Raw genomic sequence first — 20,299 nt, forward strand, 5'->3', positions numbered from 1 at the left:
GCGGTCATCCTTTCATCGACGGCCGCGATGCGGCATCCGCCTGTCTACAATCTCGGGATGGCGACCGCGACGATCTGGTGTCGGAGCAGAAGCGCCGGCGCGGTGTGCACCCGCCCCACCGGCCACCCGGGCCTCCACAACCGCGTCGGCACCGGAAAGATGTGGTCGGACGCGGCGGCTGATCCCCCGTGGTGCGGAGGAAGCGGCACGAGGACGTCGGCCGCCCCTTCGCTGCCGGGCGGGTTTCCGCACGGCCGGGCCGTGTGCCCGGTCTGCTGGGGTTTCGTCGCCCTCGAGGACGGTGTGCTTGAGGACCACGACGCGTTCGCGGGTCCCGTCGACGACCGCGACGCCGCCGACCGCGCCGCATGGTTCAACACGTACGGCTGGTTCGACGGCGCTGCGGCGCCGTCGCCCTAGAACTCCTCGCCCCAGTTCAGCCCCTCACCGGAAGCCGAGGCGACCCGCATCACGGGTCGCTGCTCCCTCGTCAGAGACTGCAGCTGCGCCACCACGTCGGGCGCCGAGAGCTCCGCCCCCGACAGCGGGGCGTCCTTCACCACGATCTGACTTGCCGGCCCCACCAGGAACGTCGCCCCCACCGTGGAGCCGTCGGGCTCTCGGACCGGGATCTCGACGATGTGGGCGGCGTGGGCAGCACCCAGGGATTCGCTGTATTCGAGGAGAGCCGTCGCGAGGTCATCCCCCGTCAGGAACTCGCTCCCGGCGTAGACGATGACTTTCATGCCTCATGTCTACTCCGGCGATACGACCGAAGGGGGCCCCCTTGCCAACCCGGGGCCGGCGCGGTAGGCGCTCCGGGGCTCAGGCGCCGGGGTCGATATCCTGCTCGGGATCGACGCTCTGACCGGTCGGAGTGCGGAAGTGCGTCGGCAGCAGCGGCGGCTCGCCGCTTTCGGACGCGCTGCCGTCCTCGGGCTCGATGAAGACATCCGGCTCCGACTCATCGCCGCGCGAGTGGTTCTCGCGCTGGAACGGAGAATCGTCGTCACGGCGCGGCGGGAGGGGCAGGAACGGATCAGCCATGGACATGAGCCGAGTGTGCCAGCCGGGCGTCGTCGACGGGTGGGATCCCGCTGGGAATCGCTGATCCCGCCCCGAGACCCTGCACAGCAGGTAGCGTGCCGAGAATGGCCTCCGATGATCTGATCGCCCTCGCGGCCGAGGAATTCGTCTCGCTCACCACGTTCCGGCGCAACGGTATCGGAGTGCCGACGACCGTCTGGGTCGCCCGTGACGCAGACCGGCTCGTGGTCACCACGGGCGCCGACAGCGGAAAAGTGAAGCGGATCCGTAGAAACCCCGCCGTGACGCTGCGCCCGAGCGACCGCGCCGGCAGGGTCGACCCCGGCGCGGCGATCGTCTCAGCGACCGCGACGATCCAGCACGACGTGGACGAGATCGAGCGGTGCACCGCGCTCTTCCACGCGAAGTACGGTCTTCAGGCCCGCATGATCCTCGGGCTCGGGCGGGTGCTGAGTCGTGACGGCAGGAACCGCGTCCTCCTGCACCTCGAGGGCTGAGCAGCGCGGGTCAGTCCCAGTCGAGGTACTCCTCGATGAACAGCGCCGTCTCGATCGGATGCGACATCGGGAAGAGGTGGTCGCCCGAGACCGTGCGCACGGTCGCCCGGTCGGCAGCCGACGCCTGGAGACGCTCCCCGTTCGCCGGCGGGGTCACCGCGTCATCCGTCCCCTGGATGACGAGGATCGGAATGCCCGGTGCGAGCGGAAGATCGGTGTCCTCCGCTCCGAGGAGCAGCAGACCGTCGACGCGCGCCGTGTGCTCGGCCGCCACCGCCCGCGCGACCGTGCCACCGGGGCCGTGTCCACCGACCCAGGAATCGTCGAGGCCCACGTGGTCGAGGACGGCCATGACATCCGCCACACGCTCGGCGACGGTGGCATCGCCGTCGGCGGGCTCGTCGATGCGGATGATGCGGAACCCGGCCTCCTCGGCGAGATAGTGTGCGATGGCGCCCAGCGCGTCGCCCTCGAGGCTGTGCTCGGGGATGAGGACGAGCGAGACCGGTCCTTCGCCCTCGTCGATGAACGGGATGACGCGGGCGTCGCGCGTGACGGTCTGCAGGTCGGGCATCGGGATCCTCTCGAGTCGGTGCGGCGGGCTCTCGGGCCCGGACAATGCCTCGAGGAGCCTACCCGGTGGCGCCTCAGGCCTCGGGCAGATCCGCCTGCGCGAGGATCGATCGATCCTCCGAGCGGACCTCGAGACGCACCGCCTCGGTGCGCATCACGGCGGCGTTGAGGCGGCACTCGATCGGCACCTCCGAGCCCAGCATCGCTCCCGCGGAGTATTCCACACCGGATTCGTCGATCAGGACGACCTCGTAGGTCGCGCCGACGTCGAGCCCCGTGGCTTCGACGACCGTCTCCGTGCCCCAGGTGTGGGCCACGAGGTCCGCCTCGATCCCGACACCGTCGGGCACACCGTTCAGATCGACCGGTTCGATCGCCCCGAGCGTCCCGGGCGGTCCCGATGGCGTCGTGACCGCCGGATCGGGCCAGGACACGCCGACGGCCACGCCGGCGACCAGGCACGCAGCGGCCACGAGCGGAGCGATCCACCGGCGCGGACCGCGTGCGGGCGTCGCGGTGACCGGCGACCCCGTCGCGCGGGACACGGTCTCCGCGTCGACGGCGTGGAGGATGCGGTCGCCGAGCGCATCCGCATCGCGAGGCGGGGTCCAGGTGACATCGCCCTCGCGGAGCCGACCCGACAGCGCGGCCAGCTCGCGGAACTCGTCCTCGACGTCGGGGCGGCGTCGCCGCAGCGCCTCCCACTCTTCGGATTCGCTGGCCGTCAGCTCGCCGGCGAGCGCGGCGGCCATCAGTTCGGCGATGCGGTCATCGGGGGTGCGCATCATTCCTCCTCGGTCTCCTGGAGATGTTTCCGCAGGGCCCTGAGCCCATGGAAGGCCCGCGTCCGCCAGGTGGCGACGGGGATGCCGGTGGCGTCTGCGAGTTCCTGATAGCTGCGCCCCTCGACATGCACCGCCACGACGACCGTACGGTGGGCGTCACTGAGCGCCGCGAGGCCCTCGATGATGCGAAGACGTTCCAGCGGGTCGATGGCGTCCGCCATCCGTGTCTCGAGTTCGGCGTCATCGCCGATGCGCGGAAGCCGGGCGCGAGCACGGAGCGCATCCACGATGACGTTGCGCGCGATGGCGAACAGCCAGGTGCGTTCGGTCGCCTTGGCCGCGTCGAAGCGGTCGCGGGAACGCCACGCGCGCAGGAAGGTCTCCTGCACGCAGTCCTCGGCGAGCGGACGGTCGCGAAGGGCGTTGACGGCGTACCCCAGGAGAGCGCCGCCGTTCTCTGCGAAGGCCCGTCGGACGTCGAAGTCCTCCGCTGGGCGCGGGTCCGAGGTCATCCTCTCCCCCTCGTCCCGTCGTGCGCTGATTGCCACCCCGTCTCCTCACAGGCTAGTGATCGCCCGGGCGCCGGGACGGCCTCGCGATCACCAGGTGATACCGCCGGCAGCGTTCATCCGTTCATCGCACGGTGACTTTGCCCGTCGATGAACGCACGAGCCTTCCGCCTCGTAGACCCCGACAACGGATGCGACCGGCGCGTCCAGATCGGAAGGTTCGAGGAAATGACGAAGAAGACATCCGCCCGCCTGGTGACGATCGGTGCCCTGGCCGGAGTGGCCGCCCTCACCGTCGCGATGCCCGCGCACGCCGAGACCGAGGTCGCGGAGCCGGACACGTTCACCAGCGCGTTCACGGTCATGGCGACCCCCGATCAGGTCATCAACAACGACGGCGTCGCCGCGCCCGGGCAGGAGGGCGCAACGGGGACGTTCACGTTCCGCATCAACTCCGAGCTGGAGATCATCTGCTACGACATCCGCCTGGAGGGTGTGAGCGGCGATTACCAGAGCCCAGCGAAGACGGCCACGCACATCCACGAGGCAGCGGCGGGTCAGCCGGGTCCGCCGCGGATCGCTTTCCCCAACCCCGAGCCGGTGGGTGACGGACCGCGTACGTCGTCCGGTTGCCTCCAGGGACCCTTCACGACGGGCGTCGAGGCCGATGGCGTCGACACCGGCGACGGATTCTCGCTCGCCGAGATCGAGGCGAACCCCGCCGGGTTCACCGGTGACTCCCACACCGTCGACTACCCCGCCGGTGTCGTTCGCGGACAGCTCTCGGCCATCCCCGTCGGCGGAGTGGACACGGGAGCCGGCGGAACGGCCGACACCGGCACCTCGACCCTCGGCGTCGGTGCCGCAGCTCTCGGTGTGGCGGGACTCGGGCTCGGCGCTGCGGTCGTGGTGGCCAGGCGCCGGCAGGCCGCCGTTCGGTGACGCAGCGGCGGACGGCTGCGCAGCGCCCCTTCCGGGGGGAATGGGCGCTGCGCGGCGCGCTCGCGGCCGTGCTGGCGGTGACGATCGGGAGCGCGACGGCCTGCACGTCTCCCGACCTCCCCGAGGCGTCGAGCCCCGCGCGGCCGCAGGCGCCAGCTCCCTCGATGTCGACGCCCCCCGCCACGCCCGCACCGCCGCACTCGCCTGAGGCTGCTGTGGCGGCGCGTCCGCCGGCTCGGGTGTCGGTGCCCTCGATCGGCCTGGACGAGACGCTCATCGATCTCGGCCTGAATGCCGACGGCTCGATGCAGGTACCGACGGATTTCGACGATGTCGGATGGTTCACCGGCGGCGGCCGACCCGGAGGGCCGGGCCCACTGGTGATCGCCGGGCACGTCGACTCCCCGACGGGCCCCGCGGTCTTCGTGCGCCTTCGCGAGGTGCAGGTCGGCGACCTCGTGGAGGTGGTGGACACGGCCGGCACGGCGCATGCGTACGTGGTGAGGGAGACGGCGGACTATCCCAAGTCCGCGTTCCCGACGGCGGAGGTCTTCGGCGCCGTCCCCTCGGACGAGCTGCGGCTCATCACGTGCGGTGGGATCTTCGATACGGCGGCCGGGTCCTACCTGGACAATCGCGTCGTCTTCGCCGTCCGCGTCGGGTGACGCCCGTCAGGAGACCGAGGCCCACCCCGCCTCGTGCCGTCGGGCGAATCCGTCGATCATGAGGTCGAGCGCGAAGGTGAACTCTGCGTCCTCGTCGCAGGCCGCACCCGCGTGCGGAGCGGTCGTCGCAATCCGTGCGATCGCCGGGTACGCAACCGCGAACTCCGCCATCGCCTGTGCCCGCACAACCGGGTCGGCGGGCACGGTGGGAGTGGGCAGGACATCACGCGTGATCCCCCACATCCGCGTGCTGAGTGCATGCATGGCGTGGTGCACGAGGTCCGCCGAGAGCCCCCCGTCGAACATGATGGCCATGAGCGAATCCATGTAGGCCAGCACGGTCGGACTCGCCGCCGCCCGCGACTCGATCGCCGCCTGCGCCCATCGATGCTCGCCCATCACAGCGCGTGCCGACCGGATCCGGGCGCGCAGCGCCTCCTGCCAGGGAAGGCCGTCCCTCGGCACGTCGATGCTCGCCACCAGTCGGTCGAGCATGCCGTCGACGAGTTCCTCGCGGTTCGCGACGTGCTTGTACAGGGCCATCGCGGTGACCCCCAACGCCTCCGCCACCCGTCGCATGCTGGTCGCATCGAGGCCGACCTCATCCGCCAAGGCCACAGCGGCATCCAGCACACGCTCACGGTCGAGCGGTCGACGAGACACGGCACTTGACACGTCTACACCGTATACCTAAGGTGAGGGGCACGTCGGTTTACGGCGTATACCTTTCGTGTGAGGATCTCGATGACCCCCCGCTCCCACCTGTACGCGCGCACCGCCGGCGTCCTGTATCTCGTCACCCACGTCACGTCGGTCACCGCCGTCGCGGCCTACGGGTCGGACGCCCTCGCCGTCGGCGTCGCCCTCGAGCTGATCCTCGCTGCCGGGTGCCTGGGCACAGGGATCCTCCTCTGGCTGCTGCTGCGCCCGTTCGGACCCGCACGCGCGGCGACCTTCGCCGGACTTCGAGCGCTCGAGGCCGCCGTCATCGCCGCGGGCACCCTGCCGATGCTCGCGCTGCTCCAACTGACCGCGGCCGGACCGACCGCGGAAGCCCTGTGGGCTCTCCACACCGCGGCATTCCTCGTCGGGCAAGGCCTGGTGATCAGCGTGAACACCGTCATCCTGGGCTGGCTGCTTCTCGATGCCGGGGTCGTCCCCCGCGGCCTCGCTGTGCTCGGCATCGCCGGAGGGGCACTGGTGGGGATGAGCAACACCGCCCAGCTGTTCGGCCTCATTCCGCAGGGCGGAACGATCGCGGCGATCTGCGCGGTGCCGGTGTTCGCATTCGAGGTCTGGTTGGCGATCCACCTCATCGCGGTGGGCCTGCGCCCCCGGCGCGGTCAGTTGTTGAAGCGGAACTCCACCACGTCACCGTCGCGCATGACGTAGTCCTTGCCCTCCAGGCGCGCCTTGCCCTTCGCGCGGGCTTCGGCGACGGAGCCGAGGGCGACGAGGTCGTCGAAGGAGATCACTTCGGCTTTGATGAAGCCCTTTTCGAAGTCGGTGTGGATCACACCCGCCGCCTGCGGCGCCTTCCAGCCCTGGCCGATCGTCCAGGCGCGAGCCTCCTTCGGCCCCGCGGTGAGGTAGGTCTGAAGACCCAGGGTGGCGAACCCGATGCGAGCGAGCTGGTCCAGTCCGGATTCGGTCTGACCGGTGGAGGCCAGCAGTTCCGCGGCATCCTCAGGGTCGAGATCGATCAGCTCCGACTCGATCTTCGCGTCGAGGAACACCGCCTGCGCGGGCGCCACGAGGGCGGCGAGCTCGGCCTTGCGCGCATCGTCGGTGAGGACGGCCTCGTCGACGTTGAAGACGAAGATGAAGGGCTTCGCCGTGAGGAGGCCGAGCTCCCGGATCGGCGACAGGTCGAGGCCCGAGGCCGACAGCAGCACACCCTTCTGCAGGGCGTCCTGAGCGGCGAGGGCGGTCTCGAGCACGACGGGGTCGAGCTTCTTGCCCTTGACCTCCTTCTCGTACCGGCCGATCGCCTTCTCCAGCGTCTGGAGGTCGGCCAGCTGGAGCTCGGCGTTGATCGTCTCCATGTCGCCGGCGGGATTCACCGCTCCGTCGACGTGGACCACGTCGTCGTCGGCGAAACCGCGCACCACCTGCGCGATGGCGTCGGCCTCGCGGATGTTGGCCAGGAACTGGTTGCCCAGCCCCTCCCCCTCGCTCGCGCCGCGGACGATGCCGGCGATGTCGACGAACGACACCGTCGCGGGCACCACGCGCTCGCTGTGGAAGACCTCGGCGAGGGCGTCAAGACGCGGATCGGGCAGATTCACCACGCCGACGTTCGGCTCGATCGTCGCGAACGGGTAGTTCGCCGCGAGCACCTGATTCTTGGTGAGGGCGTTGAAGAGCGTCGACTTGCCGACGTTGGGAAGACCGACGATTCCGATGGTGAGAGCCACGGGCATCCAGCCTACCGGCGGCGCGCGGCCTTCCCGACGCCGTCAGTGACCGACGGCCGCACGGAAGGCCTCGGTGCGATAGGGAAGCTCCACGATGCCGTTCTCGGCGAGTTCGTCGAACAGCACTCCGACCTCGTCGAGGATGCTCCGGCGAGCGGTCTCGCCGGCGGTGATGACGTAGCTGCGCGAGGCGGCCATGTCGAGGAACGCCTCTCGGGTGAGGGGTCGATGCCACTCCCAGACGCGCGTGTCGAAGCGCTCGAAGGGCGGATGCGGCTGGGGACCGCCCTCGGAGATGAGCTGTTCCGCCGAGGACCCGTGCATGATCCCGGTGAGGCGACGCACCCAGGCGACACGCTCGTCGCGGACGTTCCAGACCAGGCCCAGGACGCCGCGCTCCCGCAGAACCCGACCTGCTTCGGCAGCGCCTGCGACGGGATCGACCCAGTGCCATGCCTGACCGGCGACGACGGCGTCGACCGATGCGTCCGGGAGAGGCATCCGCTCGGCTGTTCCGACGAAGGCGGGGGTTCCGGGAACGCGTCGGCGCAGCTCCGCCAGCATGTCGGCATCGGGATCGACCGCGACGACCTCCGCTTCGAGCTCTCGGAGGACCCTCGTGAGCTTGCCCGTTCCCGCGCCCACGTCGGCGACGCGGGGTCGCCGACCGGCGACGACGATCGGCTCGAGGAGCCACGCGACCGCCTCCGCGGGGTAGTCGGGGCGTCCGCTTTCGTAGCGGGCGGCCTCGCGCCCGAACGATGTCGACATCTCCTCACGGCGGGCCATGCCCTCAGCCTACGGCGGGGCGATCTTCAGAACCCCGGCGCGCCTCGGACGCGCGCGGCCGGACGATGGAGAGGGTGAAGCCGTGGCCCTGGACTTCACCGCGATCGACTTCGAAACGGCGAACTCCAGCAGTGCCTCGGCGTGTGCGGTCGGCTTGGCGCGGGTCCGCGGCGGGGAGGTCGTCGCCACAGCCGGGTGGCTCATCCGCCCGCCTGCCGGCCACGACCATTTCTTCGACATCAACATGCGCATCCACGGCATCCGCCCGGAGGACGTCGCCCACGCCCCCGGCTGGTCGGAGCAGCTCGGTGATCTCGCCGGCTTCGCCGGCGGCGACGTGCTGGTGGCACACAACGCCGGCTTCGACATGGCCGTGCTCACACGCGCGTGCGAGGCGACCGGTGACGACTGCCCGCCCTACCGGTACGCCTGCAGCCTGCAGGTCGCGCGCAAGGTGTACAAGCTGCCGTCCTACCGACTGCCCTTCGTCGCCGCTGAAGCGGGATTCGCCGAGTTCGCCCATCACAACGCCGTGGCCGACGCCCTCGCGTGCGCGCACGTCATGATCGACGCGGCGCGACGGGTCGCCGCCGACGACATCGACGACCTGGCCGCGTGGACCGGTGTCCGGATTTCGCAGATCGCACTCGGCGACGCACCGGCGGCGCGGCGCCCGATGTCGTTCGAGGCCGTCGCGTAGCGCGTCGCGTACGCGATGTCCGACCCCTGCGGCATGGTGTGGTCATGGACGCCCTCCTTCTCCCCCTGCTCGTGACGGCGAGCCTTCTCGCCGGATTGCTCGCCGGCTGGGCGCTCGCGGCGGTGCGCGCGCAATCGCGAGCGGCCACGGTGCGTGAGCGATTGGCGGCGGCCGAGGCCTCCGAGGCGGCGATCAGCGCGCAGCTCGCCGAGCAGCTGCGGCTGTACCGCGACTTCGTGGCGCAGTCCCGTGCTGAGCAGGCGACGCGCGAAGAACGGGAGCGCCGCGAACAGGCGGTGCTGCGGGCCCTTGCTCCGGTCGCCGAGACGCTGCAGACGATGCAGCATCGCGTCGGCGAGATCGAACGCGAGCGGCAGGAGCAGTTCGGCAGCCTCGCCGAGCAGCTCCGTCGTGCGCAGCAGTCCGACGAGGCGCTGCGAGCGACGACCGAATCGCTCGCGTCGGCGCTTCGGTCGGGCACCACGCGCGGCGTGTGGGGCGAGACCCAGCTGCGTCGGGTCGTCGAAGCGGCGGGGCTCACACGGCACGTCGACTTCGATCTGCAGAGCGCCGTGCGATCGGATGCCGGTGGCGGGCGTCCCGACATGGTGATCCGCCTCCCCGGCGACAAGGCGATCCCGGTGGACGCGAAGGTGCCGCTCGATGCCTACCTCGAGGCGTCCGCGATTCCCGACGGCGCCTCCGGCGAACCGGCGGTGCGCCGCCGTGCGCTGCGCGAGAAGCACGTCAAAGCCGTCCGCGCCCACGTGGATGCGCTGTCGAAGAAGGCCTACTGGGCGGGGCTCGGCTCGAGCCCCGAGTTCGTCATCTGCTTCATGCCGAGTGAATCGCTCCTCGCCGCGGCGCTGGAGGACGATCCTTCACTCCTCGACTACGCCTTCGGCCGCCGCGTGGCGATCGCGTCGCCGGTCAACCTCTGGGCGGTGTTGAAGACGGTGGCCTACACGTGGACGCAGCAGGACGTGTCGGCCGACGCGCGCGTGCTGTTCGACCTCGGTACCCAGCTCTACGACCGTCTCGGCACGCTCGCCGGCCACGCCGACGACCTGCGCCGGGCTCTCGAGCGCACCCTCGACGCCTACAACGGCCTCGTCGGGTCGCTTGAATCCCGCGTCCTCGTGACCGCGCGCAAGTTCCCCGGCATCGACGAGACCAAGATCGATGCGCTCCGCGCGCCCGCGGCGATCGATTCGGGCCCTCGCAGGTTCACCGCGCCCGAACTGCTCGACGGGCTCGACGCAGCGTCGGTGGCATCAGATGAACGAGCGCCCGGCGCGACCGCCGATATCGGCGGCCTCCGGGACCGGCTCGGTCCGCACCACCGCTGACGAGGGGCGCTCAGGCCCCGCCGGGGACGAAGCTCAGCAGGGTGATGACGGCGACGGACACTCCGGCGAAAGCGCCGATCATCCACCACGGAGAGAGCTGATGGTCTTCATCCCGGCGCACCCGGAACAACACATCGGGGCGGCGGGCGGGGTCGACGGCGTCGGCGATGACCGCCTGCGCTCCCGTCTGCGGACCCACGGACTGTACCGACATGGAGTAACCCCCTGCTGTGGACGAACGACACGTGACTCCGTTGGCACTGCGATCAATTGTGCCAGAACCGTCCACAGATGCCCGTCACGACTGCGTCACGATCGGCGATTTGCTACAGTTCGCCGTCCACGTCTGCCTGCCGGCCCGCCCTCGTCGCGTTTACAGCCACTTCGAGGTCAGGTGCTCCGAGGTGATGCGGCGAAGCGTCCCCGAGGCCCCGCGGAGCACGACGCTCTCCGTGTAGACGTGGTCTCCTTCGCGGCGCACGCCGTCGACGAGCTGACCGTCGGTGACACCGGTGGCGACGAAGATGGTGTTGCTGCCCTTCACCAGGTCGTCCGCCTCATAGACGTGATCGTCCAGAAGCAGTCCGGCGTCGATGCCCTTCTGCTTCTCGTCGTCGTCGCGGGGCCACAGCACACCCTGGATGTGGCCGCCCAGGGCCTTGATCGCGCACGCGGTCACGATGCCCTCGGGACTGCCTCCGATTCCCACGCACATGTCGGTGCGGGCGTTATGACGCGCCGCGTTGATCCCACCGGCGACATCCCCGTCGCTCATCAGACGGGTGCCGGCCCCGGCCTCGCGGATGTCGGCGATCAGCTGCTCGTGCCGGGGGCGGTTCAGCACCGACACGACGATCTCGTCGACGGGTTTGCCGAGCGCCGTGGCCAGTCGGCGGATGTTCTCACCGATGGGGAGACGGATGTCGACCACGCCGACACCGGCGGGGCCGGTGACGAGCTTGTCCATGTAGAACACCGCCGAGGCGTCGAGCATCGATCCGCGGTCGGACACCGCGATCACCGAGAGGGCGTTGTTGCGACCTGCGGCGGTGAGCGACGTGCCGTCGATCGGATCGACGGCGATGTCGCACTGGGGGCCGCGGCCGTTGCCGACGCGCTCACCGTTGAACAGCATCGGCGCGTCATCCTTCTCGCCCTCGCCGATCACGATCGTGCCGTCGAAGTTCACCGTCGTGAGGAAGGCGCGCATGGCGTCGACGGCGGCGCCGTCGGCGGCTTCCTTCATCCCGCGGCCGATGAAGGGCACGGCGCGGATGGCCGCTGCCTCGGTGGCCCTCACCAACTCCAGCGCGAGGTTGCGGTCGGGGTGCAGGGGGCTCATATCGCCGGTGATGCTCACCATGGCCCCAGCCTAGCCAGCGCGCGCGGCGCACGACCGGCCTTCGGTCCGACCTCGGGCGAAGGAACACCCGTTCTTTCGCCCTCGGTAAGTCCGCGCCGAGGGCCGTTCGCTGTGCCGGCGGGCACGCGGCCGAGGCCTTCGCTAGAGTTTCGATCGACCCGCGTTGCGCGGAGCCCGCACGACCGTCCCATCTCAGGCCACTCGACAACCAGGAGTCCTCATGCCCGTTGCCACCCCGGATCAGTACGCCGACATGCTCGACCGCGCCAAGGCCGGCGGGTTCGCGTACCCGGCGATCAACGTGTCGAGTTCGCAGACGATCAACGCCGTGCTCCAGGGACTGACCGAGGCCGGCTCGGACGGGATCATCCAGGTCACCACCGGCGGCGCGGACTACTTCGCCGGTCACACCGTCAAGGCTCGCGCGGCCGGCGCCCTCGCCTTCGCCAGGTTCGCCACCGAGGTCGCCAAGAACTACCCCATCACCGTCGCCCTGCACACCGACCACTGCCCCAAGGAAGCGCTGCCGAACTTCGTGCTGCCGCTCATCGAGGCATCGGAAGAAGAGGTCAAGGCGGGCCGGAACCCCCTCTTCCAGTCGCACATGTGGGACGGGTCGGCCGTGCCGCTGGATGAGAACATCGACATCGCGAAGGACCTTCTGCCGCGCCTGAAGAACATCAACGCGATCCTCGAGATCGAGGTCGGCGTCGTCGGCGGCGAGGAGGACGGTGTCGCACACGAGGGATCCAACGAGGCGCTGTACACGACCGTCGGCGATGTGACCAGGGCCGTCGAGGCACTCGGGCTCGGAGAGAACGGCCGTTACATCTCCGCGCTCACCTTCGGCAACGTCCACGGCGTGTACAAGCCCGGAAACGTCAAGCTCCGCCCCGAGCTTCTCGGTGAGATCCAGGAGGGCATCGCCTCGCGCTTCGGCACCGGCCCGAAGCCCCTCGATCTGGTCTTCCACGGTGGCAGCGGTTCCAGCGACGAGGAGATCGCCCTGGCCGTGGCCAACGGCGTGGTGAAGATGAACATCGACACCGACACGCAGTACGCGTTCACCCGTTCGGTCGCGGGCTACATGCTCTCCAACTACGACGGCGTCCTCAAGATCGACGGCGAGGTCGGCAACAAGAAGCAGTACGACCCGCGGGCCTGGGGCAAGATCGCCGAGTCGGCGATGGCCGCGCGCGTCGTCGAGGCGACCCACCAGTTGGGCTCGGCCGGCAAGTCCCTCGGCGTCTGAGGGCGCCCCGCGCGCGACTGTTCAGACGCCGCGGTAGATCTCGAGCACGGTGGGCGCCCCCTCGGGGCGCTCCACCACCTCGACGAGGTCTCCCGCGGTGACGGAGCCGGTCTTGCGAACGCGCAGGTAAGCACCCAACCGGCCCTCGTCGGAGAAGCGCTTCACCCAGCCGCGCGCCTGGCTGCCCCCGACCCAGCGAGCGAAGGTGGCGCACGGCGTGCGGGGCATCGTCACCTCGAGCTCCAGACGACCCCCGATGCGCCAGACCTCGCCGACGCGGGCGGCGTTGACGTCGATTCCGTCCACCCGGAGGTTCTCGCCGAACCATCCCGGCGGAAGATCGCGATCGAGCTGGAGCGCCCAGAAGTCGGCGTCCTCCTGCGCGTACGCGTAGAGCGCCTTGTCCAGTCCGCCGTGGTGCGTGCGATTGGCCTGGACGTCGCCCCGCACGCCGTAGCGGCCGACGGCCGCCGCGCCCTCGACAGGGCGCTTGTCGATGGCGGTCACCCCGTTGCTTCCGGCGTCGGGACGAAGCTGGTGGACCGCGCAGACGGCGAGGAGGCGAGGCATCCGATCAGCCTAGAGCGACGAGCCGGATTCAGCGCAGTGGCGTCCAGCCGAAAGGCACGGGACCATCGACGTCCGCCCGCCGGAGATCGGCCTCGGCCGACCATCCCTGAGCTTCACCATCGGCGTCGAAACCGCCGCGGGCGATGCGGAACCCGACGTCGTCGTGCGACGACCTCGGTGGTCCGCCACGGCGGGTGGAGGCTCGCACGCTCCACGCGTCGTCCGCGTATCCTCCACCTCGGAAGACGCGGTAGTCGGCGTAGCGGGCCGGGTCGAGATAGTCCCAGCACCACTCCCAGACGTTCCCGAGCGTGTCGAACAGCCCGAACAGATTCGGATGCTTGCCGCCGACGGGCTGGGGACCCTCGACGCCATCGGCGCTCGTCCAGGCGACATCGGCGAGCGGCCCGTAGTGGGGGCCGCTCGAGCCTGCTCGGCAGGCGAACTCCCATTCCGCCTCCGTGGGAAGCCGATACCCGTCGGCGTCGACATGCCACGTGACCTGCTCACCGTCGTAGGTGTACGCAGGATCCAGGCCCTCCCACTCCGATGCGGCGTTGCAGAAGCGGATCGCGCGGAGCCAACTGACCTCGGACGCAGGTCGGCGGGAATGACGCCCGCCTTCGAGCATCTGGGCCACCTGCTCCTCGGTGACGGGGTACACGCCGATCTCGAACGGCGAAAGCTCGACGCTCCGGCGTGTCTTCCGGCGCGCATCGTGCAGCACCACGGTCCCACCGGGGATGGCGGCGAGGGTGAACTCGGTCACCGCGACAGCAGAGCCCCCATGAGCGCAGGATCGCTCAGGAGCGGCACCATCAGCAGGGCACCCGAGATGAGGTTGAACACCACGCCACCCACGACCGGCACCCAGAACGTGATCTTCCCCCGCTGGAGCATGATCCACGACACCGCGGCGGTCAGCAGAAGACCGACGCCCAGCACCAGCGACGCCGCCACACCCCACGCACGGCCGTCGAAGGTCGGATCGGGGGCCTCGGTCACGCCCATGAACTCGAAGAGCGTCTGGACGTAGCCGTTGTAGTCCACCAGAGCCGGGATGGCCGTCGCGACGGAGAAGACCGCGTAGATCAGCAGGGCGATGGTGAGAACGCGGTCGAAGAACCGGCGACGCGAGGCGATGACGTCTGGTGCGGCATCCCTCGTCGGAGTCGACGTCGACTCCGGTGCAGGTGATGCCGCCGCAGCCGGTGCCGCTCCCGTCTCCAACGCGACGGTGACGTCGGGCTGCTGGATCCTCGCCCGCTGCTCCTCCGGGGTGGCGTACTCGCCGTACTGCGGCCGCGGCCGAGGATCGGACCCGTCGGTCACGCGCGACCCCGGCCGCCCAGGGCGCGCTCGTCACGACGACCCGCGGGGTCGGTTCGCAGCTCCTTGGGGAGGGAGAACATCAGATCCTCCTCAGCGGTCCGCACCTCTTCGACGTCGCGGTACCCGGCCCCCGAGAGCTCGGCGAGCACCTCCTGGACGAGCACCTCGGGGACCGAGGCCCCGCTGGTGACACCCACGGTCTGCACCCCGTCCAGCCACTCCTGCTTGACCTCGTCGACGTAGTCGACCCGGTAGGCCGCTTTCGCGCCGTACTCGAGAGCGACCTCGACGAGGCGGACGCTGTTGGACGAGTTCGCCGAGCCGACCACGATCACGAGGTCGGCGTCCTTGGCGACCTTCTTGATGGCGACCTGGCGGTTCTGCGTGGCGTAGCAGATGTCGTCCGACGGCGGGTCCTGCAGCTGCGGGAACCGCGTGCGCAGACGCCGGACGGTCTCCATCGTCTCGTCGACCGACAGCGTCGTCTGCGAGAGCCACACGACCTTCGAGGGGTCCCGCACCTCGACCAGATCCGCTTCATCGGGAGAGTTCACGACGGTCACGTGGTCGGGCGCCTCTCCGGCCGTGCCCTCGACCTCTTCGTGACCCTCGTGGCCGACGAGCAGGATCTCGAAATCATCGCGGGCGAACCGCACGGCCTCGCGGTGCACCTTCGTCACCAGCGGGCACGTCGCATCGATGGCCTGCAGTCCCCGGTCGGCGGCGGCGGACACCACGGCCGGCGACACTCCATGGGCGCTGAAGACCACGTGCGCCCCCTCGGGGACCTCGTCGACCTCTTCGACGAAGATCGCGCCCTTCTGCTCGAGCTCGGTCACGACGTGGATGTTGTGCACGATCTGCTTGCGCACGTACACCGGCGCCCCGTAACGCTCGAGCGCCTTCTCGACCGCGATCACCGCCCGGTCGACGCCGGCGCAGTAGCCGCGCGGAGCGGCGAGGAGCACCTTCTTGGGTCCGGACACCGGGATATCCTGGAGCCGCCCGCGGCGCCCCGGTATGCGGGGAACGGGAAGGCTCACGGTCGGAGTGCTCATCCCCTCGATTCTACGGGGCAACCGGCCCTGACGACCCCGATCGACCGATGGAGTCCCCATGACGACTTTCCAGCCCGCCGCGGTCCCCGGCGAGGCGCCGCCCCCCGACTCGGTCCACCCCCGCGATTCCCGGTCGGAGACCCCGACCTCGGTGTCCCGGCTGAACGACACGATCCGGGGGTTCATCGAGCGCTGGGGATCGGTGTGGGTCGAGGGTGAGGTCACGTCGTGGAACGTCCGCGGGGGCAACGTCTTCGGTCGTATGAAAGACCTCGCGACCGACTCGACGGTGTCCTTCCGCGTCTGGTCCTCGACGCTGCAGCGCCTCCCCCGCGATCTCAAGGTCGGCGACCACGTCGTCGCCTGCGTCAAGGCGGACTACTTCGTCCGCACCGGCGATTTCACCTTCGCGGTCTCGGCCATGCGCCACGTGGGCCTGGGCGATCAGCTGGAGAGACTCGAGAGGCTGCGCCGGAAACTGCGCGCTGAAGGACTGTTCGATCCCTCGCGGAAGAAGCCGCTGCCGTTCCTGCCGCGCACCATCGGCCTCATCACCGGGGAGCGATCCGACGCTGAGAAGGACGTCCACCGCAACGCGGAGCTGCGTTGGCCGCAGGTGGTCTTCCGCACCGCCTATGCCGCCGTGCAGGGCGATCGCTGCGTGCCGGAGACGATCGGAGCATTGAAGGCACTCGATGCCGACCCCGAGGTCGACGTCATCATCATCGCCCGGGGCGGGGGCGATCCCCAGACGTTGCTGGGCTTCAGCGACGAGCGCCTGCTCCGGGCCGTCGCCGAGGCGCAGACCCCGGTGGTCAGCGCCATCGGCCACGAGAACGATCACCCGCTCCTCGACGACGTCGCCGACGTGCGCGCCTCCACCCCCACCGACGCCGCCAAGCGTGTGGTGCCGGATGTCGCGGAGCAGCGGGCGCTCATCGGCCAGCTGAGATCGCGGATGACCTCGCGCCTGACCCAGCGCGTGTCGCACGACATCGCCCAGCTGGAGCAGCTGCGCTCACGTCCGGTGCTGAGGGCCCCCGAGCAGCTGGTGGACGCCAGAGCACAGCAGGTCTGGCTGGCCACCGTGCGCGGTCGTGACGTCGTCGACCGGGCTGTGCACGCCGCCGAGCGCGCCACCGCGGAACTGCGCGCCTCGCTGCGCGCGCTCTCCCCCGCCTCCACGCTGGCCCGCGGGTACGCGATCGCGCAGGGCGAGGACGGTCACGTCGTCCGCGACGCGACCGCCGCACCGGCCGGCACCAAACTCGTCATCACGGTGGAGCGGGGAATCATCGCCGCACGGTCGGAGGGCGTCTCCGATGTCACCGTCGCCGGCGAGGGAGCGCGGGATGGGCGTGGCGGAGCCGAACTAGAATGACGGGTATGACCGGGGCGAGCGAGGACGTGGCCGACATCCAGGCGATGACGTTCGAACAGGCTCGCGATGAGCTCGTCCGCGTGGTCGCCGAACTCGAGCAGGGCACGCCGACCCTCGAGCACTCCCTCGCCCTGTGGGAGCGGGGCGAGGCACTCGCTGCGCGTTGCGAGGAGTGGCTGCGGGGAGCCAAGCGGCGTCTCGACGCCGCCCGCTCGGCCGTCACCGCCGGGCAGGGGGACTGATGGCCCGCGACCCGAAGATCGTCGCCGAACTGGGGCGTCCCGAGACCCCGGACGAGGCCGCTGACCGCAAGGCCGCCTCCTCGCGCGCCTACCGTGCCAGTCAGAACACCCGCAACCTCATCGCCGCGCTCATCGCGACTCTCGCCGTCGTCCTCGTGATCATCCTCGCCGTACCCCGTGGCACTCCCCCCGAGCGCGAACCGATCGATGTCGCAGAGGTCGCCGCACGCATCTCCGCCAACGAGAACCGGGCCCTGGTCGTCCCCGATGTTCCCGCCGAATGGCAGGTCAACGCCGCGACGGTGGAAGGGGACTCCGTACGCGCGTGGACGATCGTCTACGTCCCCGCCGAGGACCGAGGCTTCGTGCGCGTGGCGCAGGGCTTCGGGGCCGATGAGGGCTGGCCCTCGCGCACGCTCCGAGGTGCCGAGATCGCCGAGACCGTCACGATCGGCGGAGTGGAGTGGGACCGCTACGAGATCCGCAACCCCTCCACGGCCGGCAATGTCGCCGCCGCCCTGGGCACCACGTCGGGTGAGGACATCATCCTCATCTACGGCACCACCGATCAGGCAGCGCTGGAAGAGGCTGCGACCGCTGTCGCCGCCGATCTGCCGCTGCCCACCGAGGAGGAGGGTCCGTGAGCGAGACCAGTCCGCAGCAGGCCTGGAACGAGATGAAGCGTGGCAACGCACGCTTCGTCGGAGGCGAGCCGCGTCATCCCCGACAGGACGCCGAGCGCCGCCACGAGGTCGCCGCCGGCCAGCGCCCGCGCGCGGCGCTCTTCGGATGCGCGGACTCGCGCCTGGCCGCCGAGATCATCTTCGACAAGGGCCTGGGCGATCTGTTCGTCGTCCGCAACGCAGGTCAGGTGGTCTCGGACTCCGTCATCGGCAGCCTCGAGTACGCCGTCGCCGTGCTCGGCGTTCCGCTGATCATCGTCCTCGCCCATGACGAATGCGGCGCGGTCCGGGCCGCCATCGACTCCGTCCGTCCCGACGCGCCCGCTCTGCCGCCGCACATCTGGCGATTGATCGCCCCGATCGTGCCGGCCGTCCAGCGCGTCGTGAGGGCCGACCCCTCCTCGAGCGACATCGACGGCGAGGCGGTGGGCCGCGAGCACCTGCGCGACACCGTCGGCGACATCCTGCAGACGTCGGAGCTCATCAGCGACGCCGTCGCAGAGGGCCGCCTCGCGGTCATCGGGGCCAACTACCGCCTGGCCGAGGGCGTGGCCGTCCCCGAAGTCATCGTGGGTGCCGTCTCGGACGACCTCACCACCTCGGCCGCCTGACCCGGACGCCCGAGCTCCACACCGACCCCTTCGCCGCGCCCTGCGGCATCCGTCACACCTCGGAGGACAACGACGTGACCGACATCGAATACCGCATCGAACACGACACCATGGGCGAGGTGCGGGTGCCCAAGGACGCGCTCTACGCCGCCCAGACGCAGCGGGCCGTGGAGAACTTCCCGATCTCGGGCGATCCGCTGGATCCGTCGCAGGTCGTGGCCCTCGCGCGCATCAAGAAGGCCGCTGCGCTGGCGAACAAGGAACTGGGCACACTCGACGGCGAGATCGCCGACGCCATCGCGCGCGCGGCCGACCGCGTCATCGCGGGAGAGTACGCCGACCAGTTCCCGATCGACGTCTACCAGACCGGCAGCGGCACCTCGTCGAACATGAACATGAACGAGGTCCTGGCCACCCTCGCCACTCGCGACCTCGGCCGTGCAGTGCACCCCAACGACCACGTCAACGCCTCGCAGTCGTCCAACGACGTCTTCCCCACCTCGGTCCACATCGCCGTGACCCAGGAACTCATCGACGACCTGATCCCGGCGCTGGACCACCTGGCCGTCGCACTCGAGGACAAGGCGCAGGCCTGGGCCGAGGTGGTGAAGTCCGGCCGCACCCACCTGATGGATGCCACGCCCGTCACCCTCGGGCAGGAGTTCGGCGGCTACGCCCGCCAGATGCGCCTGGGAATCGAGCGCGTGCAGTCCGTCCTCCCCCGCGTCGCCGAAGTCCCCCTGGGCGGCACGGCGACCGGCACCGGGATCAACACCCCCGTGGGCTTCCCCCAGCGCGTCCTCGAACTCATCGTCGCCGAGACCGACCTGCCGATCACCGAGGCGAAGGACCACTTCGAGGCGCAGGGCGCGCGCGACGGCCTCGTCGAGGCATCCGGAGCCCTCCGCACCGTCGCGGTGTCGCTGACGAAGATCAACAACGACATCCGGTGGATGGGCTCGGGGCCGAACACCGGCCTCGCGGAGCTGCACATCCCCGACCTTCAGCCGGGATCGTCGATCATGCCGGGCAAGGTCAACCCGGTCGTCCCCGAGGCGAACCTCATGGTGTGCGCACGGGTCATCGGCAACGATGCCACCGTCGCCTGGGCGGGAGCGTCCGGAACGTTCGAGCTGAACGTGGCGATCCCCGTCATGGGGACCGCGGTGCTGGAGTCCATCCGCCTCCTCGCCAACGCCGTCCGTCTGCTCGCCGACAAGACCGTCCGGGGCCTGGAGGCCAATGTCGAGCGCGCCGCCGCCTTCGCGGGCATGTCGCCGTCGATCGTCACGCCGCTGAACAAGCTGATCGGCTACGAAGCGGCGGCGAAGATCGCCAAGCACGCCGTCGCCCAGGGGATCACCGTGCGCGACGCGGTCATCGACCTCGGCTACGTCGAGCGCGGCGAACTCACCGAGGCGCAGCTGGACGAGCGGCTGGATCTGCTGTCGATGACCCGGCCGGGGTGAGCCTCTCGCGCCGCACCTGAACTCCGGATCCGCCCCCTCGGTCCGCGGGGGGCGATAATCAACAG

27 protein-coding genes are annotated in these 20,299 nt (G+C 70.1%); 13 read left to right on the top strand and 14 right to left on the bottom strand.

The window, feature by feature from the left end; genetic code table 11:
* Positions 1-57 precede the first annotated feature (57 nt).
* The gene (locus DT073_RS11920; RefSeq protein ID WP_124293580.1) at positions 58-420 is read left to right on the top strand and encodes a hypothetical protein; all 363 of its coding nucleotides are present in this window, start codon (positions 58-60) and stop codon (positions 418-420) included.
* On the opposite strand, the gene DT073_RS11925 is transcribed toward DT073_RS11920, so the two are convergent.
* Entirely contained in the window at positions 417-746 is a 330-nt protein-coding gene (locus tag DT073_RS11925) for a hypothetical protein (protein WP_124293581.1), read from the bottom strand. The genes DT073_RS11920 and DT073_RS11925 overlap by 4 nt on opposite strands.
* Before the next feature lie 79 nt (positions 747-825).
* Positions 826-1,047, bottom strand: coding sequence for a hypothetical protein (locus DT073_RS11930; protein ID WP_164478185.1), 222 nt, complete (start codon positions 1,045-1,047; stop codon positions 826-828).
* A 104-nt stretch (positions 1,048-1,151) separates the two neighbouring features.
* On the opposite strand from DT073_RS11930, the gene DT073_RS11935 reads away from it, so the two are divergent.
* Positions 1,152-1,544, top strand: coding sequence for a PPOX class F420-dependent oxidoreductase (locus DT073_RS11935; RefSeq protein ID WP_124293583.1), 393 nt, complete (start codon positions 1,152-1,154; stop codon positions 1,542-1,544).
* 10 nt (positions 1,545-1,554) lie between these two features.
* On the opposite strand, the gene DT073_RS11940 is transcribed toward DT073_RS11935, so the two are convergent.
* From DT073_RS11940 to DT073_RS11950, 3 genes are all read right to left on the bottom strand, one after another.
* On the bottom strand, positions 1,555-2,118 hold the full coding sequence (locus tag DT073_RS11940) for an alpha/beta fold hydrolase (RefSeq protein ID WP_124293584.1): 564 nt from the start codon (positions 2,116-2,118) through the stop codon (positions 1,555-1,557).
* Positions 2,119-2,191: 73 nt separating this feature from the next.
* On the bottom strand, positions 2,192-2,902 hold the full coding sequence (locus DT073_RS11945) for an anti-sigma factor (protein WP_124293585.1): 711 nt from the start codon (positions 2,900-2,902) through the stop codon (positions 2,192-2,194).
* A complete protein-coding gene (locus DT073_RS11950; RefSeq protein ID WP_124293586.1) occupies positions 2,902-3,414 on the bottom strand; it encodes a sigma-70 family RNA polymerase sigma factor in 513 nt (170 codons plus the stop codon). Before DT073_RS11950 ends, DT073_RS11945 begins: the two co-directional genes overlap by 1 nt.
* Positions 3,415-3,639: 225 nt before the next feature.
* Between DT073_RS11950 and DT073_RS11955 the strand changes: the two genes are divergently transcribed.
* Complete coding sequence (locus DT073_RS11955) at positions 3,640-4,353, top strand: CHRD domain-containing protein (protein ID WP_124293587.1); 714 nt, start codon at positions 3,640-3,642, stop codon at positions 4,351-4,353.
* A complete protein-coding gene (locus DT073_RS11960; RefSeq protein WP_240638597.1) occupies positions 4,350-5,018 on the top strand; it encodes a class F sortase in 669 nt (222 codons plus the stop codon). The genes DT073_RS11955 and DT073_RS11960 overlap by 4 nt, the downstream gene beginning before the upstream one ends.
* A 6-nt stretch (positions 5,019-5,024) precedes the next feature.
* Here the strand turns inward: DT073_RS11960 and DT073_RS11965 are convergent, their stop codons facing one another.
* Positions 5,025-5,693, bottom strand: a complete 669-nt coding sequence (locus tag DT073_RS11965; RefSeq protein WP_240638598.1) for a TetR/AcrR family transcriptional regulator — start codon at positions 5,691-5,693, stop codon at positions 5,025-5,027.
* A 69-nt stretch (positions 5,694-5,762) separates the two neighbouring features.
* Between DT073_RS11965 and DT073_RS11970 the strand changes: the two genes are divergently transcribed.
* The gene (locus tag DT073_RS11970) at positions 5,763-6,410 is read left to right on the top strand and encodes a DUF4386 domain-containing protein (RefSeq protein ID WP_124293588.1); all 648 of its coding nucleotides are present in this window, start codon (positions 5,763-5,765) and stop codon (positions 6,408-6,410) included.
* Here DT073_RS11970 and ychF read toward each other — a convergent pair.
* Positions 6,362-7,435, bottom strand: a complete 1,074-nt coding sequence (gene ychF, locus DT073_RS11975) for a redox-regulated ATPase YchF (RefSeq protein ID WP_124293589.1) — start codon at positions 7,433-7,435, stop codon at positions 6,362-6,364. The genes DT073_RS11970 and ychF overlap by 49 nt on opposite strands.
* Before the next feature lie 42 nt (positions 7,436-7,477).
* Positions 7,478-8,224: a class I SAM-dependent methyltransferase gene (locus tag DT073_RS11980; protein ID WP_124293590.1), complete on the bottom strand. Its 747-nt coding sequence runs from the start codon at positions 8,222-8,224 to the stop codon at positions 7,478-7,480.
* A gap of 82 nt (positions 8,225-8,306) precedes the next feature.
* Between DT073_RS11980 and DT073_RS11985 the strand changes: the two genes are divergently transcribed.
* Entirely contained in the window at positions 8,307-8,924 is a 618-nt protein-coding gene (locus DT073_RS11985) for an exonuclease domain-containing protein (RefSeq protein ID WP_124293591.1), read from the top strand.
* Between the two features lie 44 nt (positions 8,925-8,968).
* A complete protein-coding gene (locus tag DT073_RS11990) occupies positions 8,969-10,273 on the top strand; it encodes a DNA recombination protein RmuC (protein WP_124293592.1) in 1,305 nt (434 codons plus the stop codon).
* Positions 10,274-10,283: 10 nt separating this feature from the next.
* Here the strand turns inward: DT073_RS11990 and DT073_RS11995 are convergent, their stop codons facing one another.
* Positions 10,284-10,487 (bottom strand): UDP-N-acetylmuramyl pentapeptide phosphotransferase, encoded by a 204-nt coding sequence (locus DT073_RS11995; protein ID WP_124293593.1) that lies wholly within the window; start codon positions 10,485-10,487, stop codon positions 10,284-10,286.
* 159 nt (positions 10,488-10,646) lie between these two features.
* Positions 10,647-11,636: a class II fructose-bisphosphatase gene (gene glpX / locus DT073_RS12000; protein ID WP_124293594.1), complete on the bottom strand. Its 990-nt coding sequence runs from the start codon at positions 11,634-11,636 to the stop codon at positions 10,647-10,649.
* A gap of 220 nt (positions 11,637-11,856) precedes the next feature.
* Between glpX and fbaA the strand changes: the two genes are divergently transcribed.
* The gene (gene fbaA, locus DT073_RS12005; protein WP_124293595.1) at positions 11,857-12,888 is read left to right on the top strand and encodes a class II fructose-bisphosphate aldolase; all 1,032 of its coding nucleotides are present in this window, start codon (positions 11,857-11,859) and stop codon (positions 12,886-12,888) included.
* Between the two features lie 21 nt (positions 12,889-12,909).
* Here the strand turns inward: fbaA and DT073_RS12010 are convergent, their stop codons facing one another.
* Genes DT073_RS12010 through DT073_RS12025 form a run of 4 tightly spaced genes read right to left on the bottom strand, consistent with a single transcriptional unit; the run spans position 12,910 to position 15,848 of the window.
* Positions 12,910-13,458, bottom strand: a complete 549-nt coding sequence (locus tag DT073_RS12010; protein WP_124293596.1) for an MOSC domain-containing protein — start codon at positions 13,456-13,458, stop codon at positions 12,910-12,912.
* 28 nt (positions 13,459-13,486) lie between these two features.
* Positions 13,487-14,227, bottom strand: coding sequence for a formylglycine-generating enzyme family protein (locus tag DT073_RS12015; RefSeq protein WP_124293597.1), 741 nt, complete (start codon positions 14,225-14,227; stop codon positions 13,487-13,489).
* A complete protein-coding gene (locus DT073_RS12020) occupies positions 14,224-14,790 on the bottom strand; it encodes a DUF6264 family protein (protein ID WP_124293598.1) in 567 nt (188 codons plus the stop codon). Before DT073_RS12020 ends, DT073_RS12015 begins: the two co-directional genes overlap by 4 nt.
* The gene (locus DT073_RS12025; RefSeq protein ID WP_205782938.1) at positions 14,787-15,848 is read right to left on the bottom strand and encodes a 4-hydroxy-3-methylbut-2-enyl diphosphate reductase; all 1,062 of its coding nucleotides are present in this window, start codon (positions 15,846-15,848) and stop codon (positions 14,787-14,789) included. Before DT073_RS12025 ends, DT073_RS12020 begins: the two co-directional genes overlap by 4 nt.
* A 58-nt stretch (positions 15,849-15,906) precedes the next feature.
* On the opposite strand from DT073_RS12025, the gene xseA reads away from it, so the two are divergent.
* The 5 genes from xseA (at position 15,907) to DT073_RS12050 (ending at position 20,234) form a co-directional block, all read left to right on the top strand.
* Entirely contained in the window at positions 15,907-17,229 is a 1,323-nt protein-coding gene (gene xseA, locus DT073_RS12030) for an exodeoxyribonuclease VII large subunit (protein ID WP_124293599.1), read from the top strand.
* On the top strand, positions 17,226-17,471 hold the full coding sequence (locus DT073_RS12035; RefSeq protein ID WP_442927906.1) for an exodeoxyribonuclease VII small subunit: 246 nt from the start codon (positions 17,226-17,228) through the stop codon (positions 17,469-17,471). Before xseA ends, DT073_RS12035 begins: the two co-directional genes overlap by 4 nt.
* Entirely contained in the window at positions 17,471-18,115 is a 645-nt protein-coding gene (locus DT073_RS12040; protein WP_124293601.1) for a DUF4245 family protein, read from the top strand. Before DT073_RS12035 ends, DT073_RS12040 begins: the two co-directional genes overlap by 1 nt.
* A 32-nt stretch (positions 18,116-18,147) precedes the next feature.
* The gene (locus DT073_RS12045; RefSeq protein ID WP_124294504.1) at positions 18,148-18,765 is read left to right on the top strand and encodes a carbonic anhydrase; all 618 of its coding nucleotides are present in this window, start codon (positions 18,148-18,150) and stop codon (positions 18,763-18,765) included.
* A gap of 74 nt (positions 18,766-18,839) precedes the next feature.
* Entirely contained in the window at positions 18,840-20,234 is a 1,395-nt protein-coding gene (locus DT073_RS12050) for a class II fumarate hydratase (protein ID WP_124293602.1), read from the top strand.
* Positions 20,235-20,299: the final 65 nt, after the last annotated feature.

The organism is Microbacterium sp. ABRD28, assembly GCF_003850245.1.
Classification (GTDB): Bacteria; Actinomycetota; Actinomycetes; order Actinomycetales; family Microbacteriaceae; genus Microbacterium.